We start from the raw sequence: 22,560 nt of genomic DNA on the forward strand, positions 1-22,560 counted from the left end.
AGGGGTCCTTTCGGAGAGCGGCCTGCGGGACAGCCGCCAGACCATGTGACGAGACACTCTCATATCCTATATACGACGTTTTTCCCTGCGGAAAGTTGCATAGAAGGCGATGAGAATTCAGAAACGGCCGGATAAATCCGGCCGCTACAGGCGCGTCATGGGATTGACGGGCACGCCGTTGACGCGGATCTCGAAGTGCAGATGCGGACCGGTCGCGTATCCGGTGGCGCCGACCCGCGCGATCGCTTGACCGCGCGCGACGTAGAGCCCCTGCGACACCAGGATCGCCGAACAGTGCGCATACAGCGTCGACAAGCCGCCGCCGTGATCGATGATGACGGTATTGCCGTAGCCGCCGTACCAACCGACGAAGAGCACGACGCCGTCGTCCGACGCGACGATCGGCGCGCCGTAGGGGGCGCCGATGTCGATGCCGGTATGCATGCGGTAACCACCCAAGATCGGGTGCCAGCGCATGCCGAACGGCGAGACGACCGGCCCTTGCGCCGGCCAGATGAATCGACCTGAGCCGATCGGCTCGTTCGGCGGCGTTTGCCCGGCGGCGATAGCCGCCGCGCGTCGTGCCTGCTGCGCGGCGAGCCGCGCGCGCGCCGCAGCGGCCGCCTCTTCGCGCTGGCGTTCGACGATCAGCTGCTGAAGCTCGGCCTCTTGGGCCGCGGTGAGATCTTCGAGCTGTTGCACGTGCTGTTGGATGACGTTTTGCTGGAGCGTCGCGGCGTAGAGCAGCTCGCGGCGGCGATCCGCCAAGCTTGAGAGCTGCCCGCGCTTGCGCTCGCGGTCGTCGCGCTGCGCATTCAAGTCGGCTTGCGTGCTTTCCAGATCGGCGACGATCGTCTGATAGCGATGCTGCTCCGTGTTGACGCGCGCGATCAGCTCGGTATCGGAACGAACGATGAAGCGCAAGAAGTCGAGCCGCTCGACGAAGTCCTCGAACGAGGTGGCGTCGAGCAGCACGTCAAGGTACGAGGTCGAGCCCTGTTCGTAGATGTCGACCATGCGCCGGTCGAGCGCGTCCGTGTGACGCTTGAGGCTGGCTTGGATGTCGGCCAGCTGCATGCGGCGCACCGCGAGGCGGCGCTCGGTCACGTCGATCGCCGACGAGAGATCGCCGATCTCGCCCGTAACGCGAAAGATCGCGTCGTTGGTCTCGTGCAGCTGGGTGGAGATGTTCTGCACCTTGAAGTGCGCTTGGTGCAGCTGGCCGCGCGCCTGTTCCAGCTGCTGCTTGGTCTGCTCGATCTTCTGCTGGCTCTGTTTGATCTTGAGATTGATCGGGACGGGTGTCGGCGTCGGATGCGCGACTCGCGCCATCGCGGGCGACTGCGCCGCGCCCGCGCCGGCAATCGCGATCAGAATCGCCGCCGCCCGCAGCGTGGCGCGCATCAAGCCGGGCGCAGGTACCGGCTCACCGAGAGCCAGCTGGCCAGCATGCCGACGAACGCGCCGACGAGCAGCAGTTCGAGCGCCAGATTCCCCACCGGCACGGCCGCGAGGTTCAAGGGCAAGAAGGGCAAGTCGAGCGCGAGCTTGGGGGCGAGGGTCTGGTATGCAGGCCACAGCACCAGCAGCCCGAGCAGCCCGCCGGCCAGTCCGGTAAGCAGGCCTTCGAACACGAACGGCCAGCGGATCGTCCAATTCGTGGCGCCGACGAGCTGCATGATCGTGATCTCGCGCTGCCGCGCGAAGACCGTAAGCCGGATCGTGTTATAGATGATAAGCGCGGTGGCGACGAACAGCAGCGCGATCACACCCAAGCCGATGAGACCGAGCACGCGGCGCAATCCCAGCAGCCGCTCGGTCACCTTGCTGCCGTAATTGACAAACGCGACGGTCGGCTTGGCTTGCAGCTCCGTCGCCACCGCGGGCGCGTCCGCCGGATCGGCGGTGTGCACGATGAACGAATTGGGCAGCGGATTGACGTTGATCAACCCGAGGTTGACCTGGCCGGCCAGCCGCTTGCGCAGCGTCTCGAGCGCCTCTTGCTTGCTGACGAAGCGCACGTTGTCGACGCGCGGATCGGCGCGCAGCTGGCGCATCATGGTGTCGATCTCGGCGGGCGACGTCTCGTCTTTGAGGTAGACGGCCACGTCGACGCGGTTGACGACATTGGCCATGAGGAGGTTGAATGACGCGCGCCCGAACAGGAACACGCCGAGCACCACGACCGATATCGCGACCGTGCCGATCGAGGTGAGCGTCATCGCCGCATTGCGGGTGAAGTTCTGGGCGACCTCGGCCCAGAAGAACTGCGTCCTACCCCAGTCCAACGTGATACCGGCCTCGCTCCTCATCGTGCGCGATGCGGCCGTGGACCAAGCGCACCACGCGCCGGCGCATGCGGTCGACGCTCGCCTGGTTGTGCGTCGCGACGATGACGGTCGTGCCCTTGGCGTTGATGCGCGCGAGCAGCGCCATGATCTCGGCGGACGTCTCCGGATCGAGGTTGCCGGTCGGCTCGTCGCACAGCATGATGAGCGGGTTGTTCACCAGCGAGCGCGCGATCGCGGTGCGTTGCTGTTCGCCGCCTGACAACTCGTGCGGGAACATCCTGCTCTTGTGCGCGACGCCGACGAGCTCGAGCGCGCGCGGCACGCGGCGCATGACGTCGCGCGAGCTCGCGCCGGTCACTTGCAGCGCATAGGCGACGTTCTCCCAGACGGTCTTACCGCGAAGCAGTTTGAAATCTTGGAAGACGACGCCGACCTTGCGGCGCAAGAGCGGGACCTGGCCGTGCGGCAGCGTGGAGAGGCGCCAATCGTCGACGACGACATCGCCGGCGCTCGGCTGCGCCTCGCGATAGATGCACTTGAGCACGCTCGATTTGCCCTGGCCGGTGCTGCCGACGAGGAACAGGAACTCGCCCCGCGCGACGTTCAGGTTGACGTTCGAGAGCGCGTGGACGCCGTTTGGGTAGACGAGGCTGACGTCCTCAAAGACAATCATGCCCAGCCGTGTTCACTCTGGGCGCGCGTGTATCGCATGCTGAAACACCGGATTCGATGGGGCCGCCAAGCGGCCCTATCGGCGGGAAAGACGGGGCTGCATCCGAACCGTATCGCGCGATGGATTTCGATCTTACGCCCGATCAGTTGGACGTCCAAAAGCTGTGCCGCGAATTCGCGGACGGCGAAGTCGCGCCGCATGCTGCGCGCTGGGATGAAAAGGCGGAATTCCCGCTTGAATGCGTGCGCAAGATGGCGCACTTGGGGCTGCTCGGGCTGCCGATCCCTGAGAAATACGGGGGAGCCGGCGCCGACACGGTCTCGTACGCGCTGGCGGTGATGGAGATCGGCCGTGCGGACGCCTCGGTCGGCATCACGATGGCCGCCCACGTCTCGCTCGGCACCGCGCCGTTCCTGATGTTCGGCAGCGAGGCGCAAAAGCAGCGCTATATCCCGCCGCTGGCGCGCGGCGAGCAGTTGTGGGCCTTCGGCCTCACCGAGCCGCAAGCCGGCTCGGATGCGGGCGCGACGGCGACGACCGCGCGCCTGGATGGCAGCGATTGGGTCATCAACGGCACGAAAGCATTCATCACCAACGCGGGGACGCCCATCAGCGGGGGCGTCACGATCACCGCGGTCACCGGGGTTGGGGCGAACGGCAAGGCAGAGATCAGCAACATCGTCGTGCCGCAGGACACGCCGGGGTACCAGCGTGCGCAGCCCTATAAGAAGATGGGCTGGCGGGCATCGGATACGCGCGAGCTATCGTTTGCGAACGCCCGCGTGCCGGAGGAAAACCTGCTGGGCGTGCGCGGGCGGGGTTTTCACCAGTTCCTCGACGTGCTCGACGGCGGGCGCATCAGCGTCGGTGCGCTCTCTGTCGGACTGGCGCAAGCCTGCTACGACGCGAGCGCAAGGTACGCGAAAGAACGCATGCAGTTCGGCTCGCCGATCTCCAAATTCCAGGCGGTGCAGTTCCAGCTCGTCGACATGGCGGTCGAGATCGAACTCGCGCGCACGGCGGTGCTCAAAGCGGCGTGGCTCAAGGACCGTGGACGCGACTTCGCCATGGCGGCCGCTATGGCCAAGCTGAACTCGGGCGAAGTATCGCGCCGCTGCGCCAATGCCGCCGTCCAGATCCACGGCGGGTACGGCTTCATGGAAGAGTATCCGGTCGCGCGCTACTGGCGCGACTGCAAGATCAACGAGATCGGCGAAGGGACCAACGAGGTCCAACGCATGGTGATCGGCCGGCTGCTAGGATTCTAGCGCTACTGGCATTGATACAGGAACGTCGTGGGCGTCATGCCCATGACTCGGCGCATGCAGCGCGCCATGTGGCTTTGATCGGCGAAACCCGCCTGCAGCGCGACCTCGCTCAGCTTGAGCATGCCGCGCGATAGCAGCTTCGCGGCGTAATCGACGCGACGCTGGATGACGTATTGATGGACGGGTGACCCGATGCTGCGCTTGAAGAGCGCCTTGAAATGCGATGCGCTCACTCCCGCGACGCGTGCCAGCTCAACGAGCGAGAGGTCCGCGCTGATGTGTTCGTCGACGTAGTCGACGACGATGCGCAGTTGCCGACGCGTGAGGCCGTGTCTTGGCATGCCGGCAAGGGTGCGCGCGTGGCGCCGTAGCAGTCCGACGGCCAACGCCGTGCCGAGTCCGTCCGCGTAGAGTCGATCGTCCGGCTCGCCCGCCTCCAGTGTCGCCGCCAGCGCCCAACCGATATGCTCCAAGCGTGGATCTCGGATCTCGAGCCCGGGCGCGAACTGGATCCGGTCGGCGTCAAGGCCCATCGATTCAGCCGTGTCACGCATCAGCGATGGGCTGATCCGAATGGCCAAGACCGTCGCCGGGCCTTCGTCTTCCCACGAAGCCGCGTAGCCGAGCGGCACGAAATCGATGTCGCCAGACGACTGCAGCCGGCGCTTGATGGGGCTGTCGCAGCGACAAGTCGCGACAACGGGGCTGCCGACGTGCATGCTGACATGGTGAAACGGGGCGCCGGGAACCTCGCAGAACCCGCCCGACGTGTCGTAAAGCGCAGCATCAAAACCGGTCCACGAACGCCCGTGGCTCGACGCGCGCAGCGCGAATTGCATCTCGCTGCCGCCGCCGGCCCTGACCCACTGGCGTTCCATGCTGTTTTTTTTGCCGCGCAGCGTGGGCGGACCTGGGCGCAGGCGCCCGTCAGTTCGTACTATTGGATGTCCGAACGTGCGCGACCCTGAAAACCAACCGTGATAGTGTGGGACATGCGGACGTGCACCAGCCCGTGGGGCACGCCCGCTCTTCTTCTAGCGCGTGGTGTCGACGGTGATCCCGAAACCGCTCAGCGGCGTAGTGGCATCGAAGAAGATGCGCCGGTTCGGCCACACGTTCTGGTTCCCGCTTGCGGTCGTCGCGTTGGGGAAGACGAAAACATCCGAATCGTAGACGAAGAGAATATCCCGGCCGACGTCATACGCAAGGCCCTTGGGCTGCACGAAGTTGGTGAGCGTCTGCGAGTGGGTGGTGGAGCCGTTGAAAGTGCTCGCGGTCTTGATGACGCTGATCTGCGGCGGCGAGACCTCCGTGACGAACAAGATGTCGGAGGCCGAATTGTAGGCAAGCCCGGTGCCGTTGCCAAGGCCCAGCCCGCTGATGGCGGTGGACTGGCTCTGCGCGATGGTCGTGCCGCCCGAGAGCGCGGCTGCCGCCGTGCCAAAACCTGGGAACTTCGCGACGACGGTGCCGTTATCGGCGACGAACAAGATGTCACGCACGCCGTCGTACAGCATCTCTTGCGGCCGCGGCGTGCCAGGCGCGGTCGCATCGGTGATGTTGAGGGTGACAAAACCGGCCGGTAGCGACGCTCCGGTCATGCTCGGCGCGTTCGCGTACACGTCCACCGTGTTGCCCGTGTTGTGCGCGACGATCAGCAGGTGGTGCACAGCGTCATAGACGGCCGCGCCTTCCAGATTGTTCGTATCGGCGTTGGTGACGGTGAACGTCGGCAGCGTGTTATTGCGGGTGGTGGCGAGCGTCCAGATGTCAATCGAGTTGTTGGTGGTGTTGGGGACGCTCTGATTCGGATACCACAGCGTATCGCTGAGCGGATCGTAGACCACGTCCGGGTTGGCGACGTCGCTGGTGGGCAGGATCACGCTCGCGACCAGACCGCTGTTGGCGGCCGATGCGCCCATGTAGGAGCGAACGGTTTTCGACGTGGCGTCCTGTACCCAGACCGTGTCCGGTGCGATCGAGCCGCTCGGGACCGGCGTCGGGGTGGCGGTCGAGGACGTGGTGCTGTTGGAGCATCCGGCGCCAAGGGCGACCGCCAGTGTGACGGCCACGAGCACAGCATAACCAACGCGCACGTTCATGAAGCGGAAGATCCTCTCAATAACGGTGGAATGGCCTTGGCTTCGCTCGCCGCAGCGGCACGCCCTTTGAAAAATCATAGGGCCGCCGGCGTTGACTGCCGGCGGCCCCACGGTCGTAGGGTCCAGTTCGTGCGACTTACATCTTGAACTGGACGTTGAAGGTGGCGTTGAACGGAACGACGGTACCGTTGCTTCCGTTATCGCCGGTCGCGTTCACGAAGTAGGGATACTTGAACTGCGGCTGGATCGTATCCCCAGGATTGTAGAAGTTGCCCACTGGCGGGAAGAATCCACTGCTGTTGCCATAGAGGCACCAGTGGTTGTCGTTCAACGTCCAGGGCTCTTTAGACCCGCCGCTGCAGAGGTTGACGATGTTCGCCAGGTTGAGCTGGTATGACACCCGAGGCGTTGCGGCATACGAGATGCCCATGTGCAAGCTGTACTGGTTCGGTTCAGTGAATGCACCGGGTTGATCGAAGTTGCCGGTGTACGGATTCGGAATCACGAGCGAACCACCGCAGGTCGTCGCGTCGGCCGCGTTGCCGCTGCCGCCGTACGGGTAGCGCGGGTCGCCGGTGACCGGCGTCGCGAGTCCTACCTTGCTGCACGAGCTCGGATCGAAGCCGTACGTCGTCTCGGGTGCGCCGTACTTCTGCCCGCCGTGGAACTGGAAGGACGGGATGAACGCCCACTTGTCCTTCTTGTACTGGACGATGAGCGTCACGACTTCCGGCACGACGTATCCAACCGATGAGAGCTGTACGCCCACCGGAACGATGTCGTACGGCGCATACTGCGCAGTCGAGCTGAGCAGCGGTCGCGACGGGGCGTTGAAGTACGGGTTGGCGATGCCGTTCCCATCGGTCGCGAGCGCGTTGACGCCGCCGTCCGTGCCGCACAAGCTTGTGGGGCTCGACGTCGGCACCGCACCGACGCACGCCGCGGTGAACGAGTTGTAGTGTTGGATGTCGAGGTTATCTTGCGCCAACACGGACTGGCCGTTGGGCAGCGGGTTGTACGTGATGTAGCTGTGCGTGTACGTCCACGCCAGCTGGCTGGCCCAGCCGTTGTTGTTGAAGTTGCCCATGTTGGTCAAGAACTCGAACCCGAGATTCGTCTCGTTGCCGACGTTCAAGCCGGAGACGAACGCCTGGGTCGGAGCGATGTAGATCTGCTGGACCTGGTTGTTCGTCTTGCGCAAGAACGGCGTCAGGACGAACGACGTCTGCGTGTTCGCGAACTGGTGCTCCCACGAGAGGTCGTAGTTGTACGAGATCGACGGGCTTACGACGTGGTTAGGCGACGTGAACCCGTATTTGTAGAACAGCGAACCGAGGAGATGTTCAGGCAAGTCCTGGTCCAAGCTGTTGTACTGCTGGAACGCCGCGTTGGCCGGCTCCGAATAGCGGCCAGCGGAGAAGCGCAGCACGTCGTTCGTGCTGAACGTATACGTTCCGCCGAACCGGGGCTCGACTTCGTTGTACGTGATCTGGCCGCCATTGGCGGTCGAGTCGGTCAGCGTCGCCGCGCTGTAGCCTGCACCCAGGGCCGAGCAGGGGGTCCCCGCCTGGAATCCCATCGTCGTCTCGTCGATGGGATTGCCGCCGTTGACGAGCGGGTTGACGCACGCCACCGCGTTCCAAGCATTGAACCAGTACGCACGCGTTCCCGTGCCCGTCGGCGTGTAGACGAACGTATAGATGTCATCCCGCACGCCGATGTTGAAGTTCAGACGATCGTTCGGTTTCCACGTATCTTGTGCCGAGACACCCCAAAAGCGCGGCGTCACGGTGTTGAACGTGGCGTACGGACCGGTCTCGGTCACATACCACGCGCAGCCGCCAGGGCACCCGGCGGCGGGTACTGCCGGTATGCCGACGCCCGCGCCGAAGAAGTTGCCCATCGCTCCCATGCAGTTGGCGCCGCACGTGAAGTTGCCGAACGCGAGGTAGTTGCCGCTCAGCGCGCCGCTTCTGCTCGCCTTGAGGCAAGAGTCAGGCACGCCGGGGTTGGCTATGTTGTAGCAGATGCCGCTGGTCGGATTCGTCGCGCTGACGAGCTGCGCCGCATCGCCGCGGGCACCGGACAGCGTGTTGAACATCTGCGTGTTGTTGTCGCGCACCGTGCTCGCCGTCGAGTACGTGCCTTCGATGTTGAGCAGGTTCTTGGGCGAGAGCTGATTGACGTAGTTGATCGACGCGCCGCGCGTGTGCGTCCACAGCTCGTAGTCAGGGGCGAGGCCGAAGTCCAGATTATACGCCCCTTGCGGATCTTGGATGAACCACCAGGAGTAGAGGCTGTATCCGTAGATGCGCAGATACGACGATGTGCCGATGTTGTGCTGGTATTGGAGCTTGAAGATCTCCTGGCCGTTGCTGTACCCCTCGTAACTATTGCCCGGGATGTTCGTACCGGAGAACGAGGAGTTCAAGAAGGCGTTTCCTTCGTTCGGATAGGCGTAGGGCACCACTTGATTGGCGACGCCAGGGTTCGCAGCAGTGAATAGGCCGCCGACCGGCCCGGTATACTGCGCTCCCGAGTAGTAGAAGGGTTGGCCCGGGCCCTCGATGCTGCCGGGGTTGTTCGCGAAGAAGCTTGGGCCGCCCCAGTCGTTAGGTGAGTTGTAGAAATTGGTGTACAACTGGAAGGTGTCATACAGCAGCTGGATGTCGTCTTTACCGGTGTCGCCCTTGTGCGGGATGCCGAAGTGGAAGTTGAAGACGTTTTCGCGATCTTCGATGTTCTTCGGCGTGAGGATGTTGACCGGACCGAGGTAATAGCCGCCCGGTCCGACGGGGACGCCGAGAATCGAGTTGGCGGCGTTGGCGTAGCAGAGCACGTAGTTCGACGCATTCGCGGACCCGCACTTGTGGCCGTCGCTCGCCATGTCGTACACCAGACCGTAGGTCGAGTTCTGGCTGACGCCGTTGTGGGTGTCATAGAAGTCCGGATTTTGGTTGATGATGCCCACACCGACGTAGTACGAGAAGTTGCGGTTGGGCGTCGCACCGCCGAATTCGATGCTCGCTTTGTTGTACAGGCTGGGGCCGCCGATTCCGAGATCGATGTTGCCGTATCCCGGATAGGTGCCGCTCTTGATGACCTGGTTGATATAGCCCGCCAGGCCCTGGCCCTCAGCCGAGGCCGGTGCAGCGCCCGTATAGAGCTGCAGCTCTTGCTGGCCGATGGCGGAGAGATTGGTCGACGGGTAGTTGTCGAACGACCGGTTCACCGGCACGCCGTCGAACTCGTAGCCGACCTGGTCGTAGTCGCCGCCACGGATGTTGACGGTCTGGAACCAGCCGCTGTTGCCGGGCGGAACGTATGCACCGGGAAGCGCCGCGATGGCGGAGTAGCCTTGGTTGGCGCCGCCGCCGCCGCCGAGCACCGCGGTGCGCGCCTGCGCGGCCGAGTTGACCGAGTAGACGTTGGCAGTCGTGCCGGGCTTGATGAGGTCGGATGACGCACGCGATGTGACCGTCGCTAGAGTCTTGATCGACGGCTTCACGACGAGCGTGAGGGTTTGCACTTGGTCCGCCAGCACGGTGACGCCGCGCTGCACGAACGTCTCGATGACGCCTTCTTTGGCCACCGTCACGGCGTACGTGTCGGGGACCAGCGAGACGAAACCGAAGTGACCACCATTGTCGGTCGTTGTGCTTGAGGTCTGGCTGGCCGAAGACGCGGTCACCTTCGCTTGCGCGACCGGTGCGTGCGTCTGCTCGGTCAGAACCGTGCCGTCTAACCCTCCGGTAACGCCTGCCAGTGCCCATGTTCCCTGGACGAGCAATACCAAGAGAGTTAAGAAGGCAATTCTCAGCAAACCTTTCATGGTTTTACAGGTTCCTTCTTAAGAGAAGCGAGTGTTGCAGATCCGCGCGCCGATTCGGACGGTGACCCATCTTTTCAGCCGCTCGAATACTGCAAAACAGACTACACCACGAGCGGTATAGGCCTGCATGTCCCACAATTTCTTTCCTAAGGCTCCTTTAACCTTGCGGCCCGCCGGAGTCCGGCGAGCCGCAAAACGGGCGTTTTCAGCCTTTCAGTTTCGTCTTTTAGACGCGCGCCGGAAGGCGCATCGCCGCCGCGATGAGGGACGGAATATCGGCCGGGCTTTCAGCCACCGGAACGTTCACCGATTCGAACGCGGCGATCTTGGCCTTCGCGGTGCCTCCGCCGCCGCTGACGATCGCGCCGGCGTGGCCCATGCGCTTGCCTTCGGGCGCGGAGCGGCCGCCGATGAACGCGACCACCGGTTTCACGATCTGCTTGTCTCGGATCAGCGCCGCCGCATCTTCTTCATCCGTACCGCCGATCTCGCCAACGAGCACGACCGCGTCGGTCGCGTCGTCGCGTTCGAACGCCTGCAGGCAGTCGACGAACACCGTGCCGATGATCGGATCGCCCCCGATGCCGACGCACGTGCTCTGGCCGATGCCGGCGCGCGTGAGCTGGTCGACGATCTCGTACGTCAGCGTGCCGCTGCGCGAGATCAGTCCGACGCGCCCGTGGCTGAAGACGTGGCCCGGCATGATGCCGGCGAGCGCTTCGCCGGGCGTGATGACGCCCGGGCAGTTCGGACCGATCACGCGCACCGACGGCGGGATGACCGACATCACCTTGAGCATGTCGTGCACCGGAATACCTTCGGTGATGCAGATGATCAGCGCGATACCGGCATCGGCTGATTCAAGGATCGCGTCCGCGGCGAACGGCGGCGGCACGAAGATGACGCTCGTGTCGGCACCGATCTTCGCGCGCGCTTCGCTGACCGTGTCGAAGACGTCGAACTGCTCGACGCTTTGGCCGCCCTTGCCCGGCGTGACGCCGCCGACGACGTTGGTGCCGTACGCGCGCATCCGATTCGCATGGTAGAGGCCCTCGCGCCCGGTGATTCCCTGCACGATGACCTTGGACGCTTTGTTCAAGTAGATGGACACGTCACGCCCCTCCGGCAAGCGCGACGGCCTGCTTCGCGCCCTCGTTCATCGTCTCGACGGACTTGATGCCGTTGGCCTGCAGCACCGCGCGGCCTTCCTTCTCGTTGGTGCCTGTCAAGCGGATGACGAGCTTGTCCTTGCTCCACGAACCGCCGCCGAGCGCTTCGACCAATCCCTTGGCCACTTCGTCGCCGCGCGTGATGCCGCCGAAGATGTTGATGAACAGCGATTTCACTTTGGGATCGGCGGTCACGATGTTGACGGCTTCGCGCACGATGTCCGCCTTGGCGCCGCCGCCGACATCGAGGAAGTTCGCAGGCTCGCCGCCTGCGGCTTTGACCGCATCGAGCGTGCCCATCACGAGCCCGGCGCCGTTGCCGATGATGCCCACGTCGCCATCGAGATGGACGTACGCGAGACCGACCTTGCGCGCGCGTTCCTCGAGCGGGTCGTTCGGCAGGTCCGTCTTCCACGCTTCGAGCTCTTTGTGGCGGAACAATCCGTTGTCGTCGATGTCGACCTTCGCATCCGAAGCGATGACCCGTCCGTCTTTGGTGATGGCGAGCGGATTGATCTCGAGCAGCATCGCGCCGACGTCGAAGAACAGCTTGTACAGTTTGCCTAGGATGTCGACGAATTGACCGCTCGCTTCCTTAGGGATGTGCGCCTCTCTGGCGACCCGCCTCCCCACGAACGGCCAATAGCCCATGGCCGGGTCGATGCGGTACTTGGCGATGGCATCGGGGTGGGTGGCAGCGACTTCTTCGATGTCCATGCCGCCCATCGCCGAGGCGATGATGATCGGCCGCTTGCTCTGGCGGTCGACGGTGATCGAGAGATACAGCTCTTTGACGATGTCGACGCGCTGCTCGATCCAGATGCGCTTGGCGATCTCACCCTTGATGTTCATCCCTAGGATCGCTGTGGCGGGCTCCACGACGTCGCGCTCATCGTTGGCGAATTTGATGCCGCCGGCTTTGCCGCGCCCGCCGATCAGCACTTGCGCTTTGACGACGCTGGGCGCCGGATTCGCGCGCATAATCGCGACGGCTTCGTCCACGGTCTGCGCCACCTTGCCCGCCGGCACTGGGATGCCGGCCGCAGCGAACAGTTCTTTGCCTTGGTATTCGAGCAGCTTCATCGTTCCTCGATCCCCGGGCTCAAGAGCCCGGGACTACAGTGCCGCGCTATCGCGGGACTACGGTGCCGCGTACGGCAAACGATCGCGCCGCGAGCGAGAATGTGCCGTCGGCCCGTTTGATGCCGAGTTGGTCGCGCAGACGTGCGGCAAGCGCGCTGCATTCGTCATCCGCCAGCGACGCGGCGTACGCGCCGGCCGGGCCTTGGCCGAGCAAGAACGGCGACCAATAGTCTTCGAACGACGCAAAGTCCATCTGGATCGCGAGATCGGCGGTGACGACGTCTGCGAGCCCCGCCTCGTTCAACAACGCGACGATCTCTTCTTTCGTGAACGCAGCCGAGCGTTCGCCGAATCTGACGTCCTCGCGTTGGGGTCCGACCGCTCGCCAGAAGACGTCGAGCATGTCCATGCCGTTGCCCAGGTTCCACAGCGCCGCCGCGATCGTGCCGCCGGGCCGGACGACGCGGTTCAACGTGGCAAGCGCGCCGCGGCAATCCGGGATGAAATTGAGGACCAATTGGCACAGCGCGCGGTCGAAGGAATCATCTGCAAAGCGCAGCGACGAGAGATCGCCGACTTCGAACTGGAACTGCGGCGGCACCTCGCGGCGCCGTGCGAACGCCACGTATGTCGCAGACGGGTCGATGCCGATGAGTTTCGCGCGCGGTGCGCGCGCGGCGACGGCAAGCGCGAGATTGCCGGTGCCCGATCCGATGTCGAGAATGCGGTCGCCGTCGTGCACCTGCGCGAAATCGAGGAACAGCGGCGCGAGCTTCGCCGACCAGCGCCCCATGAAACGCTCGTAGGCGGCCGGATCCTCGAAGTTGGCTGGCGTGCGTGCCTGCGTCACCTAGACGGCCTCACGGCTCGGCGGCTTTGCCCGAGGCGGTGGGGAGGCGCCGACTGGCACCTTAGGATGTGATGGTAATGGCGACTGGGTTGGACCAGGGGCTGTATATGCCCGCGGATGTGCTCGGCGACACCCCTGGCGCAACAAGTACGCGGCGCGCGACAACCGTGTAGCGTCCTGGCTTACTCAGCGTGTAGCCCCACCACGCCGTTGGAACAAATCCCTGACTAAATTCGGAACTGGACTGAATGTCCGGAGGCATCCCCAAAGCGTACTCTGTGTCGGAAACGGTCTCTCCTGGTTGCAGCGCCCTGGGCATAACCGACCCGCTTGTGTTCAACAAGGGTCCACTTGGTCGCGTGTCAGGAGTGACAAGCGTGCCCGTGGCATCTCGTACGCTGAGTTGCGAGTCATTCTGCGGACCGGAAAAGAGTAGGCTAAGTGGCGTCCCTGATAAGTTGTGCACGACGATCTTAACCCGGACCGTATCTCCCGCTTTGTAGGACGTCGTCTCGGGTATCAACGTAACGGCAATGCTGGCTGGCTGGGTGTAAGCAGCGGCGGCAGCCATCCAAGCCAGTGTCGCGGACGGCTGCGTCATCGCCGTAATGCTTAGAATGGTCACAAACAATTGCATTATCGGCCTTTCTCCTTTACAGGCGACTCGCCCTAGGGCAGATGTCCTGACCACTGGGGGAACGGTATGGACGTGTAGGCGTTCGGTATGGTTGCGGCGGGGTTTTGCGACCACGTCTGGCCCGACAGCGTCCAAGTTCCGCCCGACAATGTCGCCGTCCCAGACCAATTCCATGGTACGTAACCCAAGGGCACCCAAATGCTGTTCGCAATCCTCGGCTTATAGACGAACCAAGTTTGAAACTGATCGCTACGTGAAAAGTAGCTCAGATCCCATAGAGGCTTTACGGGCGCGTCGATGTTTGACCACGTCCCATTTGCCCCCGCGAGCAGTGGCGACGACGTGTTTGCATACAAGATGTCTCCAGGAATTGGTTCGTCCAACCGGTAGGTCGACCCGGTGTTGTCCACAGGAGCCGCGGTGGGAGGCGCGGTCGAAGCCACGGTCTGTTTTTGTTTGGTCGTCAGGACCTGGATCGCACTGATGTCTCCATCCACGCCGGATGGGCCAGTCGCAACAAAGATCCAGCTTATTCCTGGCGTTCCGGGGGGCACGTCTCCGAAACTTAGCGCAAGCGCTCCGCCCTCGGAATAGGCGGCGCCGAGCTGAACGCTCCCTGTCGTTGAAGTCATCGATACGTTCGTCGGACCCAGCACATTGTAGGAAACGGGAACCGAACCTGCGCCCTGAAACGAATCGACCGTATCCCCTTGAACGTGGCCGAGAACTTCGGCGAGCACATAAATCGTGCTGGCGTTACCGTAGTTGCCAGCGATGCTGCTATAGATCCAGTGCAGGCTCAGGGAGCAACGGACGATGCCAGGGGACTGCCTTGAGGCCTAGACCTGCCAGCGAGGCAACGGCGGCGGGGCGCTGGCTCGACGGAGCCGGGGGCAGTACGGGTGAGTGACTAGAACAGGCAACCGTTAACGCGGCTGCGACCAACGCGAAGAATGCGAAAAGCGATCCTCGATTTGGCATAACGAGCGCCCCCCGTCGTCTGTTAATCTAACTTGGACGCTCCGCGCCCATCGCCTCCGGCTCGGGCTTCGCCAACGCCCCATGAACCGCTCGTAGGCGGCCGGATCCTCGAAGTTGGCTGGCGTGCGTGCCTGCGTCATCTGCGCGGTCTCATCCGCCGGTGGGCTTGTCGGCGCCGGGCTCGCGCGCTCCATCGGCAGCGCGTCCACCGTTGCGTTTGGGCCGGCCCGTCGAGGTGCGTTCGTCGAGCCGCCCGAGCAGTTCGCGGGCGATCACGATGCGCTGCACTTCCGACGTGCCTTCGTAGATCTCGGTGATCTTGGAATCGCGGTAGTAGCGCTCAGCCGGGAATTCGGTCGTATAACCGTAGCCGCCGAGGATCTGCACGCATTCGGCCGCATGCTTGCGCGCCGCGCTCGAGGCGAAGAGCTTGGCTTTCGACGAGGCGTCGATGCTGCTCGCACCTTGATCCTTCTGCCATGCCGCGCGATACAGCAGCAGGCGCGCAGCGTCAAGATCCATCGCCATGTCCGCGACCTTGAACGAGACCGCCTGGAAGGCGCCGATCGGACGGTCGAACTGGAAGCGATCGAGCGCGTACCGCACCGACGTATCCAGGCATGCCGACAGTATGCCGACGGCTTGCGCGGCGATCCCGAGCCGGCCCACGCTGAGGTTGGCCAACGCGATCTTGTACCCGCCTCCTTCGTCGCCCAGCAGCCGCGAGGCGGGCACGCGCGCATCTCGCAGCACCAGATCGACGGTGTCCGACGATCGGATGCCGAGCTTGTCGGTCTTGCGGCCAAGCGTGAGCCCTGGGGTGTCTCGATCGACGAGGAACGCGGAGATGCCGCGCGGCCCGGGTCCGCCGGTGCGCGCGAAGACGACGTAGACTTTGGCGCGGCTGCCGTTGGTGACCCACTGCTTGGTGCCGTTGAGGAGGTAGCTGTCGCCGTGGCGTTGCGCGCGCGTGCGCAGCGCACCGGCATCCGATCCGGCCTCCGCCTCGGTCAGCGAAAATGCGCCCAGCCATTCGCCGGCGCACATCTTGGGCAGGTACAGCGCGCGCAGGTCCTCCGACGCGAACTGCTCGATGATACGCGTGATGAGACCGGCGTGCACGGAGACGGTGACCCCGACGCCGGCATCGCCCTTGCTCAGCTCCTCGATCGCAAGGGCGACGCTGACCGCATCGAGTGCCGCACCGCCGTAACGCTCTGAGACCGACATGCCCATGATGCCGAGGTCGCCGAGCTTGGCGAACAACTCGGTCGGGAAGGCGCCATCTTTATCCCAGCGGCCTGCGTGCGGCGTGATCTCGCGCGCTGTGAACGCCGCGACCATGTCGCGCACGGCTCTTTGGTCGTCGGTCAATTCGAAGTTCATGTGTACTCGTAGAAACCGCGTCCGGATTTCTTGCCGAGGCGCCCCGCCGCCACCATCTTCTTGAGCAGCGGACACGGCCGGTACTTGGGATCCGAGAATCCGTCGTAGAGCACTTGCATGATCGCGAGGCAGGTGTCGAGGCCGATGAAATCTGCCAGCTCGAGCGGCCCCATCGGGTGGTTCATGCCGAGCTTCATGACGGTGTCGATGGCCTCGGCGCTGCCGACGCCTTCCATGTGCGCGTAGATCGCTTCGTTGATCATCGGCATGAGGACGCGGTTGCTCACGAAGCCCGGGAAGTCATTGACCTCGACCGGCGTCTTGCCGAGCTGTTCGGCGAGCAGTTTTGTGGACGCATACGTTTCGTCCGAGGTGGCAAGCCCCCGGATGATCTCGACCAGCTTCATCACCGGCACCGGATTCATGAAGTGCATGCCGATGACGCGCTCGGCGCGTTTGGTCGCGGCACCGAGCTTCGTGATCGAGATCGACGAGGTGTTGCTGGCGAGGATCGCTGCGGGCGGCAGCGCGGCATCCATGCGCCGGAAGAGCGCGAGTTTGAGCGCCTCGTCCTCGCTGGCGGCTTCGATCGCGATGCCGGCGTCGATGCGCGCGCCTAGATCGCTGTGAAAGGTGATGCGTGCAAGGGCAGCATCCGCATCCGCGCGCGACATCTTGCCTTTGTCGACCGCGCGCGACAGGTTCTTCTCGATCGTCGCGCGCCCGCGCTTATACGCGGCTTCGTCCACGTCGTGCAGCAGCACTGGATAGCCGGCGGCCGCGCAGACCTGTGCGATGCCGGATCCCATCTGCCCGGCGCCGACCACGAGAATCGTCATCCGCCCTTAATACTCCAAAAAAGAAGGCCGCCATTTCGGGCGGCCATCGTCGCGGTATCGTTCGATGCGGCGCAATCCATCCTGACCTACTGCTCCGCGCCCGTCGAGGCCGGAAATTCCGGGAACCTGCGCTCTCCGGAAGTCTCCGCAGACCCGGCCTCAGGGCTTCGCGCATCGAGCGCCACCGCTCTGTGAGGATAGCACCGGGTCCGCCGGAAGGACAAGCCTACGCCTGTTCGGGACTTCGATTCTATTTGTCCCGATACGCGGAATTTTAGAACCGGACCGTCATACCCCTCAGAACGGTCAATTTGAGCACCAAGACGACCACCATGAGGGCGAAGAGCACGATGGTCGTGACTTCGGCGCTGCCGATCACTTTTCGCTTCCAGGTCCCCTGTTGTTTGCTCTTCGCGAGGGCGCCTTTCCACGGGATGAAGCGCGGTACCATCGTCGTGTATTCCGTGTAGCGATAGCCGAACGTGCGTGCGAGGTACTCTTCTTCGAGCGGAATGACGACCGCATAGACCGCGATGACGATTGCGAGGACGAAGACGAGCAGCCAGAACGATTGCGCGAAGGGGATGCCGCCCGTGAACGCGATGGTGAACCCGATTGCGATGATCGCGTTGCCGACGTACAGCGGATTGCGCACCAGCGCATAGGGGCCGGCGGTCACGAGCTCGGGGGCGGTCACGACGTCGGCGCGAGTGGTGTCGCCCGAATAGCCGACCGCCCAGATGCGCAGCAGCTCCCCGCACAGCGCGATGATGACCCCGATGGTAGCGCTCAGCTCGGTGGGCTGGCCGAAAATGATGAGCGCCAGCGCGACGGGCACGAGCAGCGCGCCGCGGTTCTTGAAGACGACCGCCCGCCAATCCTGACCTTGAGCCGGATTGCGAGGCGGTGGGGCGGCGGGTTTCGTCTTATCCATCTTCCTTTAGAAAGTAGTCGTACAGGTCGCGCAGCGTCCGCTGCAGCGGTATTGATACCTGCCACCCGGTGGCCCGCTGCACGAGCCCGGGGTCGCCGACGATCACCTGCGTGTCGACCGGGCGCATCCGCTCCGGGTCCTGGCGCAGCTCGACCGGCCGGTCCACCAGACGCGTGAGATCTTCGACGATCTCGAGCATGCTGACCGCGCGCCCGCTGCAGACATTATATACCGTTCCTGAAGCGCCTCGTTCGGCGAGCAGCCGGTAGGCGGCCACGACGTCGCGCACGTCGAGAAAATCACGCTGGGCAGAAAGATTGCCGTGCAGCAGCACCGGTGCCTGCCTGCCGCGGCTGATATCTGCGCACTGTTTTGCGAATGCCGCGGCGGCGTAGGACGTGGTCTGGCCGGGGCCGGTATGGTTGAACGAGCGGGTGGCGATCACGCGCAGCCAGCCCGTCTGCGCGTACTGCAGCGCGAGCACCTCGGCCGCCGCCTTGCTGCCGGCGTATGGGTTGTTGGGGCGGATGGGCGCGTCTTCGCGTACCGGAAGCGCCTTGGGATCGACGCTGCCGTAGATCTCCGCCGAGCCGACCGCGATGACCAAGGCATCGGGCGCCTCGTCGCGGCACGCTTCGAGCACGTTGGCGGTGCCGACCACATTCGTTTCAACGGTGGAGGCTGGGTCTTTGAGTGATAACGCGACCGACGCTTGCGCGGCTAAATGGTAGACCGCTTGAGGCTTGGCCTCTTTGACTGCGGCGCGCAGCGTCTCTGGATCCAGCAGTTCAGCGCTCAGCCAGCGCACGTGTGTGGCCGCATCGGTGCTCAGCGTGGTCAGCTGCGTGTGATCCCCGCGCGTGACGCCCGTGACGTCGTCGCCATGGTCGAGCAGCTCGCGGATGAGCCACTGTCCGACGAACCCGTCGGCGCCCGTGACGAGGCAGCGCACCTTTAGCCGTTCAGTTTGCGCAAGCGCGCGAGGTCCGCGTCGACCATCTCGGCGATCATCTGCTCGAACGTGATCTCGGGCCGCCAGCCGAGCACGCGCTGCGCTTTGGACGCGTCTCCTACGAGCACATCCACCTCGGCCGGGCGTATGAATTTCGGATCGACGACGACGTGTTTCTTCCAGTCGAGGCCGGCGTGGGCGAACGCGGCGGCAACGAGGTCTTGGACCGTGCGCGTCGTGCCGGTGGCGATCACGTAATCGTCGGGGTTGGACTGCTGAAGCATGAGCCACATCGCGCGCACGTAATCCCGCGCGTCGCCCCAGTCTCTGCGCGCCTCAAGATTGCCGAGGCGCAGCTCTTTGATGAGTCCGAGCTTGATGCGCGCCGCGCCGTCCGTCACCTTTCTCGTGACAAATTCAAGCCCGCGCCGCGGCGAGTTGTGGATCACGCACTCGCCGACGCCGGCGTGGAACTTTCCCGACGTCGTCGTGAAGTCGTACAGCCAGCCGTCATAGTCGGGAATCGGCAGGGTACGTTTGACCTCTGCGAGTTCTTTCCGGAGATGCCGGCCGGTGTTCGTGATATACGGCGTCCGCAGGTTCATCGAGTAGAACGGCCCGGGCCGTTCCGGCGGGCCGACCTCGACGTTGAGCACGAGATCTTGATCCAAGGCCTTGCGAGCCATGAACCACAGACCCATCGCCAATGTCGGCGAATTGGTCTTGAAATTCTTGAATGGGTAGCGGGCATTGCCGGCCTTGAGACCATCGGTGGCGTTGTAGCCTTCTAAGAACGACACCCACGTCTGCTCGTCCGCGTTGAGTATGATCGCGGGAACGCGCTTTTTGGCGTCATCCGTGTAGCACACTTCCCGCAGCCAGTGCACGAAGGACGGGGCACCAGCCAAGGCGAGCGCACCGACGGTTCTCCCCGGTACGAAGCCTGACGAGCCGTAGGTCTCTCGCGTCCTTCCGCACGTGACTTGCTTCCAGACCTCGGCGAATCGCCGCCGAAGTCCAAAGTCATTATTGGCGAACTTTGCGTGCCACGCGCCTCGCGCGCTCGGACCGGCATAGCCGTCCCCGACGAACGCACCGAGCAGCCATGCAAGCTCGTGGGTGATCTTCGTGATCTTTGGCGCTTGCGGCAGATCGGCCCGCTTGAGCTTATCTCCGGGCCGGACGTCGCCGGCGCGCCTCTCCTCACCAGCCAGGAACATCACATGATCGCCGGTCAGGGTGACGCACCCGCAGCGCGCTTCTATGCGTGTGACGCGCTTGTTCTTAACTCGAGGCACGTGATGGTACGCAGTTCCCTGGAGAACATCGACGAAGCTCTCGCCATCCCACACCTCGAGACCGTCGGTCTCGAAACGCTGATATGCGCGGCCCTTCGGCTGTACGCGAAGCACCTCGCCGATCGGCACGATGTCGATAAGGCCATCGCGCCGGATGATCACTGGCGTATTGGCCGAAAGGGACTCGTGATTGAACAGAATTCCCGACGACGTGAACAGATCGTACGATTCGCGATAGTTCACCGTGATCCAATGGCCGTATACTTTCGCGACGCCGTACGGACTGCGCGGATAGAACGGCGTCGTCTCGCGCTGCGGCGTCTCTTGCACCTTGCCGAACATCTCGCTGCTCGACGCCTGATAGAAGCGCGCGTCGGGCTTGGCGTTGCGCATCGCTTCGAGCAAGCGCGTCACGCCGACCGCAGTGAACTCGGCGGTGAGCACCGGCTGCGACCACGAGGTGGGCACGAAACTTTGCGCGCCGAGATTGTAGACCTCATCCGGCTTGGATTCGCGCAGCGCGCTGACCAGCGAGTGCTCGTCGAGCAAGTCGCCGGACAGCAGCGTGATCTTGTCGATGATGTGCGCGATGCGGTCGAATGAGTTGGTGCTCGAACGGCGCGTGATGCCGAAGACGTCGTAATCTTTCTCGAGCAGAAATTCGGCCAGGTACGATCCATCCTGGCCGGTGATGCCGGTGATCAGAGCCCGTTTTTTCGCCATCGATGCGCCGCCTTCGGTCGGTCCGTAGTCCCGGCCTCTTGAGGCCGGGCCCGCGCTCAAGAGCGCGGGACTACATATTGCAAACTACATCTCGAGTGGTTCGGTAGGCTGGCGCTCGTTCGCGTATGCTACCACGCCGATGCCGGCAAGCGCCACCAGGCCGCCGAGCGCGGTCGTCAGCGGAATCACCTGCCCTAAGAACATCAGCGCGAACACCGCCGCCATCAAGGGCTGTGCCAGAAACGAAACAGCGACGACTGCCGCCGGCATGTAGCCGAGCGACTGCGAGACCAGCGTGTGGCCAAGCACGGTCGCCACGACGGCGAGCCCGATCGCCAAGCCCAGGTCGTGCGCCGAGATCGCGAAGCCCGCACCGGTGCCCAACGCCGCGACGCAGACGAAGGCCGCACACGACGCGTACACTCCTAGCGCATAGCGCGGCGCGTCGATGCGGCGGCGCACGCTGCGCCCGCACAGCAGGTAGCCGGTCTCGGCCAGCGCGGCGAGCAGCGCCAGTCCGTCGCCGATCAGCGCGCGCCCCGACAGCAAGACATCGTGGCGCGCGACGATCGCGATGCCGATGATGCCGATGGCGATGCCGGCCAAGATCAACGGCGTCGGTCGCTCGCGGAAGATCAGCCACGCGAGCAGCGCCACGAAGATCGGATGCGTGCTCACGAACAGCGCCGCGCTGGCGACCGAGGTGAATTTGAGGCTCATCGCCCAGATGACGAGGTCGAACGCGAACAGCGCGCCCGCGCCGGCGGTCGTCCACAAGTCCGTACGCGTGAAGGGCACGCGCGTCTGCGCCGCGCCGCTGCCGCGCGCGACGAACGCGACCGGCAGCATCAGCAGCGCGGCGAACACCATGCGATACGCGACCATGGTCACGACCGGCGCGTGCGCCAAACTGTAAAAAATGCCGGCCATCGAGAGGCCGGCGATGCCGAGCGTGAGCAGCGCGTAGCGGGCGGTCAAGGCGTGCGCGTCGTCCGAAGCGCGCGTTCTTTTTCGCGCAGTTCCTTGCGGTGGCGATAACGCAGCTCGGCCTGGCGAAAGCGCAGCTTCTCCTCTTCGGTCTGCGGCAGGATCGGCGGCACTTCGACGGGCCGGCACTCGTCGTCAAGCGCGACGAAGATCAGCAGCGCGGTGCCCGCTTGTCTGACCTCGCCCGCACGCAGGGACTCGGCTTCGATGCGCACGCCGACCTCCATCGAGGTGCGATGCGTGTAGTTCACCGCCGCTTTGAGGACGACCATGTCGCCCACGTGCACCGGTCCGAAGAAGTCGAGCCGGTCGACCGCGACGGTGACGCAGATGCGCCTGGAATGACGGATCGCGGCTGCGGCGGCCGCTTGGTCGACGAGCTTCATGATGACGCCGCCGTGGACGTTGCCCATCGGATTGGCGTCGGCCGGCTCCATCAACGTGGCCAAGGTGGAAGCCGAAGCGGCCACGGGCTTGGGCGCCAGCGTCGTGGGACTTTTGTCGGCCTGGCTCATGCACCGCGGGGTTCGCCGGGCTTGTCCCGAAACTTTCCCG

At 64.1% G+C, this 22,560-nt stretch carries 17 protein-coding genes; 1 reads left to right on the plus strand and 16 read right to left on the minus strand.

The features are described from left to right. Positions 1-144: 144 nt before the first annotated feature. From VKF82_09820 to ftsE, 3 genes are read right to left on the minus strand one after another with little or no spacing between them, the layout of a single operon-like run. Entirely contained in the window at positions 145-1,404 is a 1,260-nt protein-coding gene (locus VKF82_09820) for a peptidoglycan DD-metalloendopeptidase family protein (protein ID HME82361.1), read from the minus strand. Next, on the minus strand, positions 1,404-2,288 hold the full coding sequence (ftsX, locus tag VKF82_09825; GenBank protein ID HME82362.1) for a permease-like cell division protein FtsX: 885 nt from the start codon (positions 2,286-2,288) through the stop codon (positions 1,404-1,406). The genes VKF82_09820 and ftsX overlap by 1 nt, the downstream gene beginning before the upstream one ends. Then, positions 2,275-2,964 carry a cell division ATP-binding protein FtsE gene (ftsE, locus tag VKF82_09830; GenBank protein HME82363.1) on the minus strand — a complete coding sequence of 230 codons (690 nt, stop codon included), beginning with the start codon at positions 2,962-2,964 and terminating at the stop codon, positions 2,275-2,277. Before ftsE ends, ftsX begins: the two co-directional genes overlap by 14 nt. A 119-nt stretch (positions 2,965-3,083) precedes the next feature. Here ftsE and VKF82_09835 point away from each other — a divergent pair, with 119 nt between their 5' ends. Further along, positions 3,084-4,232, plus strand: coding sequence for an acyl-CoA dehydrogenase family protein (locus VKF82_09835; GenBank protein HME82364.1), 1,149 nt, complete (start codon positions 3,084-3,086; stop codon positions 4,230-4,232). Between the two features lie 2 nt (positions 4,233-4,234). Here VKF82_09835 and VKF82_09840 read toward each other — a convergent pair whose 3' ends face one another. From VKF82_09840 to VKF82_09900, 13 genes are all read right to left on the minus strand, one after another. Further along, on the minus strand, positions 4,235-5,110 hold the full coding sequence (locus tag VKF82_09840) for a helix-turn-helix domain-containing protein (GenBank protein ID HME82365.1): 876 nt from the start codon (positions 5,108-5,110) through the stop codon (positions 4,235-4,237). 156 nt (positions 5,111-5,266) lie between these two features. Then, positions 5,267-6,334, minus strand: a complete 1,068-nt coding sequence (locus VKF82_09845; GenBank protein HME82366.1) for a hypothetical protein — start codon at positions 6,332-6,334, stop codon at positions 5,267-5,269. Positions 6,335-6,470: 136 nt separating this feature from the next. Next, positions 6,471-10,166, minus strand: a complete 3,696-nt coding sequence (locus VKF82_09850; GenBank protein HME82367.1) for a carboxypeptidase regulatory-like domain-containing protein — start codon at positions 10,164-10,166, stop codon at positions 6,471-6,473. A 226-nt stretch (positions 10,167-10,392) separates the two neighbouring features. Further along, complete coding sequence (gene sucD, locus VKF82_09855; GenBank protein HME82368.1) at positions 10,393-11,277, minus strand: succinate--CoA ligase subunit alpha; 885 nt, start codon at positions 11,275-11,277, stop codon at positions 10,393-10,395. 1 nt (position 11,278) lies between these two features. Further along, on the minus strand, positions 11,279-12,418 hold the full coding sequence (gene sucC, locus VKF82_09860; protein HME82369.1) for an ADP-forming succinate--CoA ligase subunit beta: 1,140 nt from the start codon (positions 12,416-12,418) through the stop codon (positions 11,279-11,281). Positions 12,419-12,464: 46 nt separating this feature from the next. Further along, entirely contained in the window at positions 12,465-13,268 is an 804-nt protein-coding gene (locus VKF82_09865) for a methyltransferase domain-containing protein (protein HME82370.1), read from the minus strand. A 1,768-nt stretch (positions 13,269-15,036) separates the two neighbouring features. Then, entirely contained in the window at positions 15,037-16,272 is a 1,236-nt protein-coding gene (locus VKF82_09870) for an acyl-CoA dehydrogenase family protein (GenBank protein ID HME82371.1), read from the minus strand. Beyond that, positions 16,269-17,111, minus strand: coding sequence for a 3-hydroxybutyryl-CoA dehydrogenase (locus VKF82_09875; protein ID HME82372.1), 843 nt, complete (start codon positions 17,109-17,111; stop codon positions 16,269-16,271). Before VKF82_09875 ends, VKF82_09870 begins: the two co-directional genes overlap by 4 nt. 274 nt (positions 17,112-17,385) lie before the next feature. Next, positions 17,386-18,045: an isoprenylcysteine carboxylmethyltransferase family protein gene (locus VKF82_09880; GenBank protein HME82373.1), complete on the minus strand. Its 660-nt coding sequence runs from the start codon at positions 18,043-18,045 to the stop codon at positions 17,386-17,388. Then, positions 18,038-18,997, minus strand: a complete 960-nt coding sequence (locus VKF82_09885; GenBank protein HME82374.1) for a GDP-mannose 4,6-dehydratase — start codon at positions 18,995-18,997, stop codon at positions 18,038-18,040. The genes VKF82_09880 and VKF82_09885 overlap by 8 nt, the downstream gene beginning before the upstream one ends. 2 nt (positions 18,998-18,999) lie before the next feature. After that, positions 19,000-21,018 carry a GDP-mannose 4,6-dehydratase gene (locus VKF82_09890; protein ID HME82375.1) on the minus strand — a complete coding sequence of 673 codons (2,019 nt, stop codon included), beginning with the start codon at positions 21,016-21,018 and terminating at the stop codon, positions 19,000-19,002. 84 nt (positions 21,019-21,102) lie between these two features. Then, positions 21,103-21,996: a DMT family transporter gene (locus VKF82_09895; protein HME82376.1), complete on the minus strand. Its 894-nt coding sequence runs from the start codon at positions 21,994-21,996 to the stop codon at positions 21,103-21,105. Continuing rightward, positions 21,993-22,520, minus strand: a complete 528-nt coding sequence (locus VKF82_09900) for an acyl-CoA thioesterase (protein HME82377.1) — start codon at positions 22,518-22,520, stop codon at positions 21,993-21,995. Before VKF82_09900 ends, VKF82_09895 begins: the two co-directional genes overlap by 4 nt. Between the last annotated feature and the right edge of the window lie 40 nt (positions 22,521-22,560).

The sequence above is a fragment of the Candidatus Eremiobacteraceae bacterium genome, from assembly GCA_035314825.1.
Taxonomy (GTDB): Bacteria; Vulcanimicrobiota; Vulcanimicrobiia; order Eremiobacterales; family Eremiobacteraceae; genus JAFAHD01.